Consider the following 15,250-nt stretch of genomic DNA (forward strand, 5'->3'; position numbering starts at 1 on the left):
CGCGATGGCGCCGGTCCAGACACAACATTTCCCCAGATTAATCTCCTGTTAACCCCCCTCTGTTTAAACCATGGCCTGTGTGTAAACTTGCGGCCATTGGCACAACCAAACAAAGGGAAACGGAGATGAGTGACGAATTGCGTTTAGGCAGGGAGCGGCGCTTTCTGGTGTTGCTGGGCATCATCTGCCTGGCGCTGATCGGCGGTGCGCTGTACATGCAGGTGGTGCTGGGCGAGGCGCCATGCCCGCTGTGCATCCTGCAACGCTACGCCTTGTTGTTGATCGCGATCTTCGCGTTCATTGGCGCGGCCATGCGCACCAGAGGCGCCCTCACGCTGTTTGAAGGCCTGGTGATACTCAGCGCCCTCGGCGGGGTCGCGGCAGCCGGCCATCATGTGTACACCCAGTTCTTCCCCCAGGTCAGCTGCGGCATCGACGTGCTGCAACCCATCGTCGACGACCTGCCCCTGGCCAAGGTGTTCCCCCTGGGTTTCCAGGTCGACGGCTTCTGCAGCACCCCGTACCCACCGATACTCGGCCTGTCCCTGGCACAGTGGGCGCTGGTCGCCTTCGTGTTGACGGTGATCCTGGTGCCACTGGGCATCTACCGCAATCGCCATCCCAAAGCCTGAAACCCGCCCCCACCTCCTGTAGGCACGAGCAAGCGCGCTCCTGCAAGAGCGGGGCGTTTTTGCAGGTAGGGATTTGTGAACGGAACGTGACGTCGGACAATTTCGGGTGCGCGCAGCGTGCGACATGTTGTCACACGGAAGCTGTCGCAGGACGTTTCTGACCCGCCAAAACGCCGCTTGAATTTGCATAAAACGGTCAAGATGTGCTGTCAGTTCGTGGTGCTGGCGATCTCGCAAACCACACGCCGCGCCAGCGATTCCGTGATGTCCGAATGCCTTGTTTTATGGGGGGTTGCATCGGTTTGGCATGCCCTTACGCGCTGTAAGGTCGGCCATGGATTGCCCAATAGCACGGCAATTTTTGTGGTTTTTGTTGAGAATCGAACGCGATAAGATCGCGAACCGTTGCAATAATGGTGAAGGATTATTGCTGTAATCGATAAAAATTATTTCTTTATCAGACATGGTTTATACATCGCTAGCTAACTACAATCGCCCGCACTGAATGTCCGGTGCTGTTCAATATTTGAGCACTGGAGCGGTCGAGGGGCAGATGGATGGCTCTGTGCGACCCCAAGGTTCCGGCAGCCTTTCAACTATCCGCACCAAATGGAATTGGTCTGTAACAAGGCCTTTAACCACGAAATCGAATAAGAACTCACCGCAGGTCCGTGAAACGCCCCTTTATGGCGTGATGGGCAGGCTCTTATTCAATCGAAGAGAAATGCCAACCCTTGGCAGGGTGAAGTGTTGGCGATCAAAACCCAACTGCATTGCGCAAGCTGCTTTAGAGGTCGTGAGATGAGTAAAAACAGGTACCCCCGATTACTAGGCTTTTTGCCGCTGCTTGGCATGATGTTAATGCTGGGAGGCTGCAAGTGGACCTTGATGGACCCGAAAGGACAGATCGGTCTGGATCAACGAAACCTGATCATCACTGCCACCCTGCTGATGCTGCTGGTCGTGGTCCCTGTGATCATCATGACCTTCGCCTTCGCCTGGAAATACCGCGCGTCGAACACCAGCGCGACCTACGCGCCGAAGTGGTCGCACTCCACCAAGATCGAAATCGCGGTGTGGCTGGTTCCGATCCTCATCATCATCGCCCTGGGTTACATCACCTATAAGTCGACCCACGAGCTGGACCCGTACCGTCCGCTGGAGTCCGACGTCAAGCCGATCAACATCGAAGTGGTCGCGCTGGACTGGAAGTGGCTGTTCATCTACCCGGACCAGGGTATCGCCACTGTCAACGAGATCAAGTTCCCGGAGAACACTCCGCTTAACTTCCGGATCACCTCCGACGCCGTGATGAACTCGTTCTTCATCCCAGCCCTGGGCGGTCAGATCTACGCGATGGCAGGCATGCAGACCCGACTGCACCTGATCGCCAACGAAAAAGCTGAAATGGAAGGCATCTCCGCGAACTACAGCGGCGCTGGCTTCACCGGCATGAAATTCAAAGCGATCTCGACGAGCCAGGAAGATTTCAACGCCTGGGTAGCCGAAGTCAAGGCCGCACCTAAACAGCTTGATCAAGCTGAATACGATGCCCTGACCAAACCAAGCCAGAACAACCCAGTCGCCCTGTACTCCACGTATGAGCCGAACCTGTTTCAGAAAATCGTCGACAAGTACGAAGGTATGAAGCCAGGCAAGCCGGTCAAGCACGAGAAGAAAGAAGTGGCCGCGGTTGAAGGTTCTGACACGGGCTCGCATTCAACTGCTGGGGCAGAGGAGTAAACGATGTTTGGTAAATTAAGTTGGGATGCGGTCCCGTTCCACGAGCCGATCGTAATGGTGACCATCGCCATGATCGCGCTGGGTGGTCTGGCACTCGTAGCGGGTATCACCTATTTCAAGAAGTGGTCCTACCTGTGGACCGAGTGGCTGACTTCGGTCGACCACAAGAAAATCGGCGTCATGTACGTCATCGTTGCCATGGTCATGCTGCTGCGTGGTTTTGCCGACGCCATCATGATGCGTACCCAGTTGGCCATGGCCACCGAGGGTTCGCCTGGCTACCTGCCACCTGAACACTATGACCAGATCTTCACCGCCCACGGTGTGATCATGATCATCTTCATGGCGATGCCATTCTTCACCGGCCTGATGAACCTTGCCTTGCCTCTGCAGATTGGTGCCCGTGACGTTGCCTACCCGTTCCTGAACTCCCTGAGCTTCTGGCTGCTGGTTTCCGGCGTGGTGCTGATCAACGTTTCCCTGGGCGTCGGCGAATTCGCCAAGACCGGTTGGGTTGCGTATCCGCCATTGTCGGGCATCCAGTACAGCCCTGGCGTGGGTGTGGACTACTACATCTGGGCGCTACAGTTATCAGGGCTCGGGACGACATTGACGGGGGTCAACTTCCTGGCCACCGTCCTGAAAATGCGCGCCCCTGGCATGAAACTGATGGACATGCCGATCTTCACCTGGACCTGCACCTGGGCAAACGTCCTGATCGTGGCTTCGTTCCCGATCCTGGCCGCTACCATGGCGCTGCTGTCGCTTGACCGTTACCTGGATTTCCACATTTTCACCAACGAACTTGGTGGCAATCCAATGATGTACGTGAACCTGTTCTGGGCATGGGGTCACCCTGAGGTGTACATCCTGATCCTGCCAGCGTTCGGTATCTTCTCCGAAGTGATCTCGACCTTTACCGGCAAGCGCCTGTTCGGTCACCACTCGATGGTTTATGCATCGGGCGCAATCTCCGTACTGGGCTTCATGGTGTGGCTGCACCACTTCTTCACCATGGGTTCGGGGGCCAGCGTCAACGCCTTCTTCGGCCTGGCGACGATGCTGATTTCCATCCCGACGGGGGTGAAGCTATTCAACTGGCTGTTCACCATCTACCACGGCCGTCTGCGTATCACCAGCCAGGTCCTGTGGACCCTGGGCTTCATGGTGACCTTCGCCATCGGCGGCATGACCGGCGTACTGCTGGCCATCCCGGGTGCTGACTTCGTACTGCACAACAGCCTGTTCGTGATCGCTCACTTCCACAACGTGATCATCGGTGGTGCTGTATTCGGTTACATCGCTGGTTTCAGCTTCTACTTCCCGAAAGCGTTCGGCTTCAAGCTGCACGAAGGTTGGGGCAAGGCTGCATTCTGGTTCTGGATCTCGGGCTTCTTCGTCGCGTTCATGCCGCTCTACGCACTGGGCTTCATGGGCATGACCCGTCGTCTGAACGCCACTACCAACCCTGAGTGGGTGCCGTACCTGTACGTCGCCATGTTCGGTGCGGTGATGATCGCTGTGGGTATCGCCTGCCAGCTGATCCAGCTGTACGTGAGTGTCCGTGACCGTAAGCAGAACGCTTGCGAATCCGGTGACCCATGGAATGGCCACACCCTGGAATGGTCGACTTCGTCGCCACCACCGTTCTACAACTTCGCCGTGATCCCTACTGCGAACACCATTGATGCGTTCACCGAAGCCAAGGAAGACGGTACTGCGTACCAGCGACCTAAGCATTACGAACCGATCCACATGCCAAACAACACCGCCACTGGCGTGGTGATGGGTGCGCTGTTGACCGTGTTCGGTTTCGCGATGATCTGGCACATCTGGTGGCTGGCAATCGTGAGCCTGGTGGGCACCATCGGCTACTTCATTGTCCACGCTGCACGTGATGATCAAGGCTACATGGTGCCGGTCGAGACGATCGAACGCATCGAAGCCGAGCAACACGCTCGCCTGGTCGCCGAGAAGAAAATCCCGGCCAACCGTGTAGAAACCTCGTTGGAACAGGCTTAAACCATGTCGAACTTAGTGACCAATGCTGGACACGCCCATGTCGATGACCATGGGCACGATGACCATCACCACGACTCGGGGCCGATGACCGTTTTCGGTTTCTGGCTCTACCTGATGACCGACTGCATCTTGTTTGCGTCGATCTTCGCGGTGTACGCGGTACTGGTAAACAACGTAGCGGGTGGCCCGTCGGGCCACGACATCTTCGAACTGCCTTACGTGCTCGGCGAAACCGCCTTGCTGTTGTTCAGTTCGATCACCTACGGCTTCGCCATGTTGGCCTTCTACAAGGGCAACAAGAAAGGCGTACTGAGCTGGTTGGCACTGACCTTCCTGTTCGGCCTGGGCTTCATCGGCATGGAGATCAACGAGTTCCACCTGCTGATCTCCGAAGGCTACGGCCCGCACCGTTCCGGCTTCCTGTCTGCGTTCTTCACGCTGGTAGGCACCCACGGTCTGCACGTAACTGCCGGCCTGCTGTGGATGGCGGTGATGATGTATCAGGTCAATAAACACGGCCTGACCAACACCAACAAGACTCGCCTGAGCTGCCTGAGCCTGTTCTGGCACTTCCTGGACGTGGTCTGGATCTGCGTCTTCACCGTTGTTTACCTGATGGGGACTCTGTAATGGCTAACGCACACTCCCATGACCATGACAGCCACGATGCGAGCCACGGCAGCGTTAAGTCGTATGCCATCGGCTTCATCCTGTCGGTAATCCTGACGCTCATCCCGTTCGGTCTGGTGATGTACCCGACCCTGCCGAAGTCGATCACCTTGATGATCGTGCTGGCGTTCGCGGTGATTCAGGTTCTGGTTCACCTGGTGTACTTCCTGCACCTGGACCGCTCTAAAGAGCAGCGCGACAACGTGATTGCGTTCGTGTTCGCAGGTCTTGTGATCCTGCTGCTGGTTGGCCTGTCGATATGGATCATGTTCAGCATCCATACGTTCATGATGGCGAAGTGAGGTAAGACCCGATGTCGCTTAAGCACTTTATCCAAATCACCAAACCGGGGATCATTTTCGGTAACGTGCTTTCTGTGGCGGGCGGTTTCTTCCTGGCCTCCAAGGGACATGTCGATCTGGCCATCTTCCTGGCTGCAATGATCGGCACATCCCTGGTGGTAGCTTCCGGTTGTGTGTTCAACAACTGCATCGACCGTGACATCGATATCAAGATGGAGCGCACCAAGAATCGTGTGCTGGTCCAGGGCCTCATCTCCCTGAAGCTGGCACTGATCTACGCGACCGTCCTCGGTGTTGCCGGCGTGGCGTTGTTGTACAAGGTGGCCAACCCGCTGGCGGCGCTGTTTGCCGTGATCGGCTTTGTCATCTATGTCGGCCTCTACAGCCTGTACCTCAAGCGCAAGTCGGTTCACGGCACGCTGGTGGGCAGTCTGTCGGGGGCGATGCCGCCGGTGATTGGTTATGTGGCTGTGACCAATAGCTTCGACATGGCCGCGCTGACGCTACTGGTGATGTTCAGCCTGTGGCAGATGCCGCATTCGTACGCCATCGCGATTTTTCGCTTCAATGACTACCTGGCTGCTTCGATTCCGGTCCTGCCGGTAAAACGTGGCATCCAGGTCGCCAAGAAACACATCCTGCTGTACATCCTGGCCTTCCTCGTGGCGACCTTGATGTTGACCTTCAGTGGTTACGCCGGCATGAGCTACCTTGCCGTCGCCGCGGCCATGGGCATGTACTGGTTGTACATGGCCTGGACCGGCTACAAGGCGGTGGACGACACCGTCTGGGCGCGCAAGCTGTTCGTGTTCTCGATCTTCACTATCACCGCGCTCAGCGTGATGATGTCCCTGGATTTCCAAGTGCCGAAAGAGCTGTTGCTGACCTACGCTCACTGAGTGGTCCCGCAGTGAAAAAGCCCCGCCTTCGAGAGAAGCGCGGGGCTTTTTCTTGGGCGCGGGTTTAAATTCGCGGACGCATTTCTCGTCATACCCCTCTGTACGTGCCGTGCGAATCCATCCCCCGCCAACAAGGAGTTGCCACATGGTCAGCGTTAGTCGTCGGTCCCTTATCGCCCTGGGCGCAGCCCTGCCATTGCTGGGGCGCCTCGATTGGGCCGTCGCCAGCCCGCCGCTGACCGAGACTGACAAGGTGCTGCTCAACTACAACGAAAGCCCCTACGGGCCCTCACAGGCCGCCCGTGAGGCGATGCAACAGGGCATCGCCACGTCCGGGCGTTATCCCTACAAACACATGTACGCCCTGGCGGCGCTGTTTGCCCAGCAGCAGGGCTTATCGGAAGAGCAGGTGGCGGTGTTTTCGGGCTCCATGGCGGCCCTGCGCTATGCCGTCCTGGCATTCACCAGCGAAACCCGCGGGCTGGTGATGGCCACGCCGTCCTACGAAGTGCCGCGCCAGGCGGCGGAGTCGAACAAGGCACCGGTGCGTGAAGTGGACCTCAATGCCGACCACGGCCACGATATCCCGGCCATGCTCGCCGCCGACTCCAATGCTGGCATGTTGTACCTGTGCAACCCCAACAACCCCACCGGTACCATCACGCCCATCGACGCTGTCCGCCAGGCATTGGCGAACAAACCCAAAGGCAGCGTGCTGGTGGTGGACGAGGCCTATATCGACTTCGCTGACGTGCCCAGCGTCGTCAGTTGGGTCAAGGACCACGACGACCTGCTGGTGCTGCGCACCTTCTCGAAAGTCTACGGTATGGCCGGCGCCCGCCTGGGCTTGGCGATCGGCCACCCGACGCTGCTGGAGCGGCTGGCCGTGTTTGGCGGCGATAACGTCCCGGCAGCCACCACCTTGCTCGGCGGCCTCGCCAGCCTGGAAGACGTGAAGCTGCTGCCGCAACGCAAGGCACTCAATCAACAACTGCGCGATGAGACCGTGGCCTGGCTGAAGGGGCGTGGGTTCACCTGCACGGCGTCACAGGCCAACTGTTTCATGATCGACGTGAAACAACCGGCGGAGCAGGTAGTCGAGACACTGGCGGCGCAAGGCGTGCTGATCGGCCGGGTGTGGAAAAACTGGCCACAGTGGGTGCGGGTGACGGTGGGGAACAAGCGGGAGATGGCGCGGTTCCGGGAGGTGTTTGCGCAATTTGACACCACGAAACAATTGTAGGAGCCGGCTTGCCGGCGATGCAGGCACCTCGGTGTGTCATGGCTACCGAGGTGATGCGATCGCCGGCAAGCCGGCTCCTGCAATGTGGGTTACTGCTGCGCGATGCTGTACCCATCAAACGCCGTCTGCTGCTGCAACGCAGTGATCACGCTCTTGCGGCTCAGCGGTTGTTCCGCGCCTGAGTTATCCACAAAGCTCTCTGCTTCCAGCTCCGCTTCATCGCCTTCACCCACAAAGCTGAAACCCAGGAACTCGAACGCCTCGCGGTCGACGTTCAGCTTCGAGCGTGGTGTGCGCAGGGGCAGGGTGACGCTGATGCCATCCTTGCTGATCACAAACACCTCGGCTTCTTTCTTGGGCCGAGAGGCCTTGCTCTTGCCGGCGCTTGGGTTGCTGATGGCCTGGTGGCTCTGGTTCAGCACTTTCAATGCCAGGCCGTAGACCAGTTCCTGGAACTCTGGGTCGTCCTTGAAACTGGACAGGATGCGGCTGATCGAAAACTGGCTGCTGAGGTTTTCCAGCGCAGCGTTATCGGCAGCCTCGGCGTCCTTCAATTGCTTGAGCTGGCCCATCAGGTCGTAAGCCTTGTCGTCGTCGAAGGCATCGTGGGCCTGGCGGATGGCCACGCGCAGTTCACGGATCTGGTCGCTCTCTTTGGACGTGTGGAAAGCGTCCAGCACCATCTCGCTGATGATCTTGGCCGCTGGCAGATGCTGTGAAAGATTGATGGCGTTTTCGTATTCGGCTTTGGATTGCAACGCGACTACGGATTCTTCGGTGGCGGATTTTTCGGTGTAAGAATCGGACATTGAAATTTCACTACTTCAGTAAACGAGGACAAAAAAGCGTCGGGCATTTTCAGCGGGGAGGGAGGTCAGGTCAAGGCAGCACAATGCCCTCGGGGTTCGGGCGACTGCATTGCCAGCCATATCGCCGAGCAAGGCAAGGCGATGGCCGGCGGTTTGTCGACGGGCTTTCACGAGAAATTCCTGCTGGGCAGGACGGCAAAACCCGTCGATGCGTGTTACTGGTCCAACTGCTTGAGGCAGGCTTCGAGGATATCCAGGCCTTCCTCCAGCACCGCGGGCTCGATGGTCAGCGGCGCCAGCAAACGGATGATGTGCCGCGACTTGCCGCTGGGCATCAGCAACAAACCAGCCTCCCGCGCCAGGCTCAGTAATTGAGCCAGTTGCTTCGGTGCGGGTGTGCCGTCGGCGTTGGCCAACTCGATGCCGCGCATCGCCCCCACGCCAGTCAGGCGGCCTAGGTAGGGCGTCAGGCGTTGTGCGCGCCAGGCGTCATAACGGCTGAGGATGGCTTCTTCCTGTTGTGCGCCCCAGGCGTTCAGGTGCTCATCAGTCATGGCCTCCAGCGTAGCCAACGCCGCCGCACACGCGATGGGGTTGCCGGAATACGTTCCGCCAAGGCCGCCTTTGGGCAGGTTGTCCATCAGCGCCTTGCGTCCGACGACGGCGCCCAGCGGCACGCCCCCGGCGATGCTTTTGCCCAGCAGGATCAGGTCCGGTTCGATCCCCAGGCGCGAGAAGGCAAAACGCTGGCCGGTACGGCCAAAACCCGATTGGATTTCATCGGCAATCAGCAGAATGTTGTTCTCATCGCAAAAGCGGCGCAGGGCCTGGGCGAACTCGACATCCAGCGCGAGAAAGCCACCTTCGCCCTGCACCGGTTCGATGATGAAACAGGCTACATCGTTGACGTCGATTTCCACGCTGAACAGACGGTCCATGGCCTTCAGCGCTTCGCCACAGGTCACGCCGTTGTCGGCGCTGGGGTAGGGCAAGTGATACACCGGGCCCGGTAGTACACCGACCTTTTGTTTGTAGGGCGCCACCTTGCCGTTGAGGTTGAGCGTGGCCAGGGTACGGCCGTGGAAGGCACCGTCAAAGGCGATCACCGCCGTACGGCCTGTGGCCCCGCGCGCAATCTTCAGCGCGTTTTCCGCTGCTTCCGCGCCGCTGTTGGTCAGCATGCCGCTGACCGGGTAGTCCACCGGGATAAACGCGGTCAGACGGTCCATCAGCTCGATGTAGGGGGCGTGCGGGGCGGCGTTGAACGCGTAGTGCGTCAGTTGGGTGGCTTGCTCACGAATGGCCTCGACCACGCCGGGGTGGCAATGGCCGAGGTTGAGCACGCCAATGCCGCCGACAAAATCGATGTAGCGTTTGCCCGAGGTGTCCCAGACCTCGGCGTTTTTACCGTGGCTGAGGCTGATGGGGTGAACGATGGAGATCGATTGGCTGATGGTTTCGCGGCTCATGAATCGGGGACTCGGCAGTGACGGACTTGTTTTTATCTAAGCCGGGCGCCCGCCCTTGCCGCAAACGAAATAAAGTCGCCGAGTCATTATTAAAAGTCGGGATGTGCGCGGATGTACTCCACCATCCAGCTCAGGAATGCCTTGACCTTGGGGATCTCGCCCGCATGTTCGGCATGGGCGATAAAGTGCGCGCCGCTGCTGGGCATCGCGTAATCCCACGGAATCATCAGGCTGCCCTGGGCCAGTTCTTCGGCCACCAGGTACTGCGGCACCAAGGCCACGCCATAGCCTGACTGCGCGGCACGAATGCACATGTAGAACGTGTCGAAACGCGGTCCGTGATAACTGTTCTGCGAGTGCAGGCCCTGTTCCAGGAACCATTCGTGCCAGGCTTGCGGACGCGACGTGCATTGCAGCAAGGTGTGGCGTGACGAAGCATCGCTGCCCTCGGCGACGAAGCCCAGCGCGCACACCGGCACTACCGCTTCACGGAACAGCTCGATGCAGGTCGCCCCCGGCCATGAGCCCTGGCCGAAGAAAAACGCGATATCGGCCTTGGCCTGCAGCACATCGAAGGGCTCCAGTTCGTTGCGCACATCCAGGTGGATATTGGGGTGTTTCGCCGCGAAATCCTTGAGCTTGGGCACCAGCCAACGGTCGCCGAAGGTCGGTTGAGTGGCGATGCGCAGCACTTCGGTTTCGCCGCCGTAGGTAAGGATGTAGCGGCTGGAGATGTCCACCTGGGTGAGGATCTTGTGCACTTCGGCCAGGTACAACGACCCCGCTGGCGACAGGTACAAGCGCTGGCGCACCCGTTCGAACAGGTTGTGGCAAAGCATCTCTTCCAACTGCGCCACCTGCTTGCTCACTGCACTCTGGGTCAGGTGCAGCTCTTCGGCGGCGCGGGTGAAACTCAAATGGCGGGCGGCGGCTTCGAAGCATTGCAGGGCCGTCATCGAAGGGGTCAAGCGTTTTGAAATCATGCAGTTCATTCCAAATCGGAAGGAGCCTTTGCCTAAAGGTCGTTTGTGGCAGCGGTGCAAAGCCGTTGATACTGCCCGGCAGCACTATAAACCGGCGCGGGCTGTGCGGCGCCGAATAATAAGGAATGACAGGGAGAGCTTTGCATGAACCCATTCAAAACGACTTTGGCCGCGATGGGCGCCACCGCCGTGCTTGGCCTGGCGAGTTCCGCGCATGCGGGCGTGACCCTGGATGCCATCCAGAAAAAAGGCTTCATCCAGTGCGGCGTCAGTGATGGGCTGCCGGGCTTCGGCGTACCGGACAGCAAGGGCAAGATGACCGGTATCGATGTGGACGTGTGCCACGCGGTGGCGGCAGCGGTATTCGGCGATGCGTCGAAAGTGAAGTTCACCCAGTTGACCGCCAAGGAACGCTTCACCGCGCTGCAGTCGGGTGAAATCGACGTGATCTCACGCAACACCACCTGGACCAGCTCTCGTGACTCGGGCATGGGCCTGGTCTTCACCGGCGTGACTTACTACGACGGCATCGGCTTTCTGGTGAATAACAAGTTGGGCGTCACCGGTGCCAAGCAACTGGACGGCGCGACGGTGTGCATTCAGGCGGGTACCACCACCGAACTCAACGTCTCCGATTACTTCCGCACCAACGGCATGAAGTACACGCCGATCACCTTCGACACCGCCGACGAAAGTGCCAAGGGCCTGGAAGCCGGGCGTTGCGACGTGCTGACCACCGACCAGTCGGGCCTGTATGCCCAGCGCATCAAGATGGCCCACCCGGACGAGTTCGTGGTGCTGCCGGAAGTGATCTCCAAGGAACCGCTGGGGCCGCTGGTGCGCAAAGGCGATGACGAATGGTTCAGCATCGTCAAGTGGACCCTGTTCGCCATGCTCAATGCCGAGGAAATGGGTATTACCTCGCAGAACGTCGAAGAGCAGGCCAAGACCACCAGGAACCCGGATATTGCGCGTTTGCTGGGTGCCGATGGCGAATATGGCAAGGACCTGAAACTGCGCAAGGACTGGGTGGTGCAGATCGTCAAGCAGGTGGGCAACTACGGCGAAGTGTTCGAACGCAATATCGGCCAGGGCAGCGTGCTGAAGATCAAGCGCGGGCTCAATGCGCTCTGGAACAACGGCGGTATCCAGTACGCGCCGCCGGTTCGATAACACGCTGGGGGGGTCATGTCGACACCCCATCCTTCCCCCCAGCCTTGGCGCGATACAACGCCTGGTCGGCCCGCGCCATCAGGGCTGCGGGGTCTTCATCCGGTTGACGCTCGGCAACGCCCAGGCTCAGGGTGACCTTGAAGTTGCCACTGTGCGCAGTGTTCCTCAACGACTGGCGCAGGCTCTGCGCCAGTGCCGTTGCGACCTCCAGCGAGGTCTTGGGCAGGATCAGCACAAACTCGTCGCCACCCCATCGGGCCAGCAGGTCATGAGGACGAATACAGCGCTCCAGGCATTCGACGACGTGCACCAGCGTCTGGTCGCCCACGCCATGGCCGTAACGGTCATTGATCGGCTTGAAGTCATCGATGTCCATCGCGATCAACGCCAACGGCAGGCGAAAACGTTGGGCACGGTCGCACTCTTCCAGCAAGACTTTTTCCAGGCGGTAGCGATTGGCGACCAGGGTGAGCGCATCCCGTTCGGCCAGGGCGCGGTTTTCATCCAACTGACGTTGCAACTGTTGGTTGACCCGCGACAGTTCGTGCGTGCGTTCAGCCACCAGCGCCTCGAGGGATTGATTGCGTCGTTGCAGTTGTTCGACGGAGCATTTGCGCAGATGAATATCGCGGTGGGCACCCACCATGCGCGCCACTGAGCCGTCGGTATTGCGTGCGATCACGTAGCCGCGGTCTTCTATCCACAGGTAGCTGCCGTCTTTCTTGCGGCAACGGTACTCGGCTTGGTAGTGCGGGGCGCGACGGTGGATGTAGTCGTCGAACCGCTTCATCACCTGGGGATAATCGTCCGGGTGAATCACGTTCTCCCAGGTGAACACGCTGTTCTCCAGTGCATGCCGGTGATAGCCAAGCATTTCATACCAGCCTGGGCTGCGATACACGAACCCGGTATTGGCGTTCCAATCCCAGATCCCGTCGCTGACCAACTCCAGAACGGTGTGCAGCATGTCGGCGTTGAAGTGAGAGAAATCTTGCTTCAACGGATTGTTGTCGGAGGTATCGTCCATCTTCGCATTCCTTGCCTGGGCTGGTATCCAAGACCAGCCGATGTTGACGCCGATACTCCGTGGCTGGCGCTACTGTACAACGGGGCTTGGCGGCTTTGAATAGGGCAGGTGAATGGCTAGCGGACAGTGGCTATTGGCTATTTGCGCGGAGCTACCATCTTCGTTCGCGCCTTGCCATCCGCGTTGTGCTGGTAAATCGCCTCAGGCTGGCCCTGCTCGTTGAAAAATACCTGGCCCATTCCCGCCGAATTCCATAGCCGTTCGCCGGCTTCGGCATGTTCCGGTATATGCGGCACCACTTGCATGGTGCGCCTCCGGGTGAACCAGTTGAGGGGCGAGCGGGGTGAATAGAGCCAGCGATTGAGGCGGTCGAACCATTCCAGCAGGCGCGGCGGAAATTCATTCTTGATGCCACTGCTGGTGATCTGCCAGATCCTGGGGCCGGCGTTGCGATGGCGGATCAGCACTTCGTAGACGAAGGAGTAGTGCACATCCCCCGAGAGAATCACGTAATTACCCGGTGTGCGCGAGTGACGGAATATATTGAGGATCACCTGGGCTGCGCCGCGATGGGCCATCCAGTTTTCCGCGTCCACCAGCAACGGGTGCCCGCACCAGCTGAAGATTTTCTGCACTGTCTCGATCAGCTTGACGCCAAAGATCGGCGCGGGCGAGACGATGATGGCCGAGGGGTGGTCGAGCAGTTCCTGTTGCAGTTCACTCAAGGCTTCCCAGTCCAGCAGGCCGGAGGGTTGCTTGAGGGTGAACTCGCTGCGCCAGCGGCGGGTACGGGTGTCGAGCACCACCAGGGCGGGGGTGGTGGGCAGCACGTAATGCCATTGCTGGAATTTGAGCAGCGCTTCGATCAATTCATCCTGGGCGGCGGCCCCCATGTGGTTGGCGTGGGCTCGGTGGGTGAGCGCTTGGATTTGGCCCACCAGTTCGCCAAATGCATCCGGCTGGTTGCCCCAGCCCTGGCACAGCAGGTAGGCCATCAAGGCGTTGCCGATGATGCGTTTGGAGAACGGGTGGCCGTAGGCGGTTTCTTCCCACTGGGCGCTGAGGTTCCAGTCGTCGGTGATGTCGTGATCATCAAAGATCATCAAGGTGGACAGATGGGCGAAAACCCGCGCGGCGCCTGGCAGGCCGTCGCGGAATCGGTCGATCTGCACCTGCTCGCGGGCATAACGTTGCTGTTCTTCCGGACTCAGTTGCGGCGCTTTGGGCGTGATCAGCGTCCAGGGCGTGGGCGACCACACCAGCACATACATCGCGATGACTTCAGCGAAGGTCACCAGGTGATTGTCGGCGGTACTGCTGGTGAAAATGGGCTTTTTCACTCCCCCAAAGAAGCGTTCGCGCAGGGTTTCGTTGCTCTCCAGTGCTGGCAGCAAGTCGGCGCGATGGTAGTAACTGGCGCGATGCCCATAGAGACTGGCGCTGTCGTCTACCACGGCGCCCTCCAGGTATTCGTCGAACAGGCCCAGGCGTTCGATCAGCGCATGAATCGCCCGCAGCATTGGCCCGGCGACATCGTCGGCGTACACCTGGTCGCCGCTCATCATCAGCAGGGCGGGGCGTTCGGCTGGGGTGGGCGCGTCAGCCAGCAGGCGGTCGACGCACAGCAGGCCTTCGTCGGCGCTGTGATGGGGTTTGCGGCATGAGCCGTGTACCAACTGATGGATACGGCTGTGCAAGACGAAGCTCGGCAGTTGGGCATTGGTGTACAGCAGGTGCGGCGCCCAGTCAGCGATGCCAGTGTTGTCACACAACAGGTCGTAGCTGATCTCCACGTCCAGGGGCAAGGCGTCGTCCAGCGACACATCGATCAGGTGGATAAATGCCTGGCGGCCCACGGGTACGACCTGGCACTGGTCGAGTGTGATCTCCCGCGTTTGCGCGGGCAGGTGCAGCTTCAGTGTCAACGCCAGTGCTCGACTGCCTACCAGCCACAACACCAGGCGCCGAGGTTCAAGGCGTCGCAGCAGTGGGCCGGCCAATACAGCGGGCAGTGTGTCGAGGTACGGCATGCAGGCAACGATTCCAGGCTGGATTGAACCGGCAAGGTTATCGCAGTGAATGTCAGTGTTTTGTTAACGGGAATACGAAGAGCTGTGCACAGCCCTTCGTATAATGCGTTTTAAAGCAGATTGCCTTGACCCAGGCTATCTAGCCCACCTCCGGTTTTGCGTCGTCGGTCATTGTCCTCTGTGCTTGCAGAATAATCGGCGTTCAATTGCGTGTGTGTGTCCTCAATGCTGCGCTTCTTGCGCTGGGGC

Annotated in this window: 13 protein-coding genes; 8 read left to right on the forward strand and 5 right to left on the reverse strand. The window is 59.2% G+C overall.

Annotated features, from left to right (window positions below; all coding sequences use genetic code 11):
• Positions 1-125 precede the first annotated feature (125 nt).
• From BM70_RS0124530 to BM70_RS0124560, 7 genes are all read left to right on the forward strand, one after another.
• Positions 126-632, forward strand: coding sequence for a disulfide bond formation protein B (locus tag BM70_RS0124530; RefSeq protein ID WP_025858487.1), 507 nt, complete (start codon positions 126-128; stop codon positions 630-632).
• An 801-nt stretch (positions 633-1,433) separates the two neighbouring features.
• Positions 1,434-2,375: a ubiquinol oxidase subunit II gene (gene cyoA / locus BM70_RS0124535; RefSeq protein ID WP_025858488.1), complete on the forward strand. Its 942-nt coding sequence runs from the start codon at positions 1,434-1,436 to the stop codon at positions 2,373-2,375.
• A gap of 3 nt (positions 2,376-2,378) precedes the next feature.
• Positions 2,379-4,397: a cytochrome o ubiquinol oxidase subunit I gene (cyoB, locus tag BM70_RS0124540; RefSeq protein WP_025858489.1), complete on the forward strand. Its 2,019-nt coding sequence runs from the start codon at positions 2,379-2,381 to the stop codon at positions 4,395-4,397.
• A 3-nt stretch (positions 4,398-4,400) separates the two neighbouring features.
• Positions 4,401-5,027 (forward strand): cytochrome o ubiquinol oxidase subunit III, encoded by a 627-nt coding sequence (locus BM70_RS0124545; protein ID WP_010206435.1) that lies wholly within the window; start codon positions 4,401-4,403, stop codon positions 5,025-5,027.
• Entirely contained in the window at positions 5,027-5,368 is a 342-nt protein-coding gene (gene cyoD, locus BM70_RS0124550; RefSeq protein WP_010206434.1) for a cytochrome o ubiquinol oxidase subunit IV, read from the forward strand. The genes BM70_RS0124545 and cyoD overlap by 1 nt, the downstream gene beginning before the upstream one ends.
• Before the next feature lie 11 nt (positions 5,369-5,379).
• The gene (cyoE, locus tag BM70_RS0124555; protein WP_003194050.1) at positions 5,380-6,267 is read left to right on the forward strand and encodes a heme o synthase; all 888 of its coding nucleotides are present in this window, start codon (positions 5,380-5,382) and stop codon (positions 6,265-6,267) included.
• A gap of 145 nt (positions 6,268-6,412) precedes the next feature.
• Positions 6,413-7,510 (forward strand): pyridoxal phosphate-dependent aminotransferase, encoded by a 1,098-nt coding sequence (locus BM70_RS0124560; RefSeq protein WP_025858490.1) that lies wholly within the window; start codon positions 6,413-6,415, stop codon positions 7,508-7,510.
• Positions 7,511-7,599: 89 nt separating this feature from the next.
• On the opposite strand, the gene BM70_RS0124565 is transcribed toward BM70_RS0124560, so the two are convergent.
• From BM70_RS0124565 to BM70_RS0124575, 3 genes are all read right to left on the reverse strand, one after another.
• Positions 7,600-8,319, reverse strand: a complete 720-nt coding sequence (locus BM70_RS0124565) for a hypothetical protein (protein WP_025858491.1) — start codon at positions 8,317-8,319, stop codon at positions 7,600-7,602.
• A 215-nt stretch (positions 8,320-8,534) separates the two neighbouring features.
• Complete coding sequence (locus tag BM70_RS0124570; protein ID WP_025858492.1) at positions 8,535-9,788, reverse strand: aspartate aminotransferase family protein; 1,254 nt, start codon at positions 9,786-9,788, stop codon at positions 8,535-8,537.
• A gap of 89 nt (positions 9,789-9,877) precedes the next feature.
• Positions 9,878-10,771, reverse strand: coding sequence for a LysR substrate-binding domain-containing protein (locus tag BM70_RS0124575; RefSeq protein WP_043274362.1), 894 nt, complete (start codon positions 10,769-10,771; stop codon positions 9,878-9,880).
• A 144-nt stretch (positions 10,772-10,915) separates the two neighbouring features.
• On the opposite strand from BM70_RS0124575, the gene BM70_RS0124580 reads away from it, so the two are divergent.
• Positions 10,916-11,944 (forward strand): amino acid ABC transporter substrate-binding protein, encoded by a 1,029-nt coding sequence (locus BM70_RS0124580; RefSeq protein WP_025858494.1) that lies wholly within the window; start codon positions 10,916-10,918, stop codon positions 11,942-11,944.
• 13 nt (positions 11,945-11,957) lie between these two features.
• Here the strand turns inward: BM70_RS0124580 and BM70_RS0124585 are convergent, their stop codons facing one another.
• Together BM70_RS0124585 and BM70_RS0124590 are read right to left on the reverse strand one after the other, a co-directional pair.
• Positions 11,958-12,971 carry a sensor domain-containing diguanylate cyclase gene (locus BM70_RS0124585; RefSeq protein WP_025858495.1) on the reverse strand — a complete coding sequence of 338 codons (1,014 nt, stop codon included), beginning with the start codon at positions 12,969-12,971 and terminating at the stop codon, positions 11,958-11,960.
• Positions 12,972-13,108: 137 nt separating this feature from the next.
• Positions 13,109-15,001, reverse strand: coding sequence for an alkaline phosphatase D family protein (locus tag BM70_RS0124590; protein ID WP_025858496.1), 1,893 nt, complete (start codon positions 14,999-15,001; stop codon positions 13,109-13,111).
• Between the last annotated feature and the right edge of the window lie 249 nt (positions 15,002-15,250).

This window comes from Pseudomonas sp. CHM02 (genome assembly GCF_000612585.1).
GTDB lineage: Bacteria > Pseudomonadota > Gammaproteobacteria > Pseudomonadales > Pseudomonadaceae > Aquipseudomonas.

Excerpts from the sequence above, each read along its gene's own strand:
- BM70_RS0124530 (WP_025858487.1), top strand. The coding sequence starts at position 126 with ATGAGTGACGAATTGCGTTTAGGCAGGGAGCGGCGCTTTCTGGTGTTG.
- cyoA (WP_025858488.1), top strand. The coding sequence starts at position 1,434 with ATGAGTAAAAACAGGTACCCCCGATTACTAGGCTTTTTGCCGCTGCTT.
- cyoB (WP_025858489.1), top strand. The coding sequence starts at position 2,379 with ATGTTTGGTAAATTAAGTTGGGATGCGGTCCCGTTCCACGAGCCGATC.
- BM70_RS0124545 (WP_010206435.1), top strand. The coding sequence starts at position 4,401 with ATGTCGAACTTAGTGACCAATGCTGGACACGCCCATGTCGATGACCAT.
- cyoD (WP_010206434.1), top strand. The coding sequence starts at position 5,027 with ATGGCTAACGCACACTCCCATGACCATGACAGCCACGATGCGAGCCAC.
- cyoE (WP_003194050.1), top strand. The coding sequence starts at position 5,380 with ATGTCGCTTAAGCACTTTATCCAAATCACCAAACCGGGGATCATTTTC.
- BM70_RS0124560 (WP_025858490.1), top strand. The coding sequence starts at position 6,413 with ATGGTCAGCGTTAGTCGTCGGTCCCTTATCGCCCTGGGCGCAGCCCTG.
- BM70_RS0124565 (WP_025858491.1), bottom strand. The coding sequence starts at position 8,319 with ATGTCCGATTCTTACACCGAAAAATCCGCCACCGAAGAATCCGTAGTC.
- BM70_RS0124570 (WP_025858492.1), bottom strand. The coding sequence starts at position 9,788 with ATGAGCCGCGAAACCATCAGCCAATCGATCTCCATCGTTCACCCCATC.
- BM70_RS0124575 (WP_043274362.1), bottom strand. The coding sequence starts at position 10,771 with ATGATTTCAAAACGCTTGACCCCTTCGATGACGGCCCTGCAATGCTTC.
- BM70_RS0124580 (WP_025858494.1), top strand. The coding sequence starts at position 10,916 with ATGAACCCATTCAAAACGACTTTGGCCGCGATGGGCGCCACCGCCGTG.
- BM70_RS0124585 (WP_025858495.1), bottom strand. The coding sequence starts at position 12,971 with ATGGACGATACCTCCGACAACAATCCGTTGAAGCAAGATTTCTCTCAC.
- BM70_RS0124590 (WP_025858496.1), bottom strand. The coding sequence starts at position 15,001 with ATGCCGTACCTCGACACACTGCCCGCTGTATTGGCCGGCCCACTGCTG.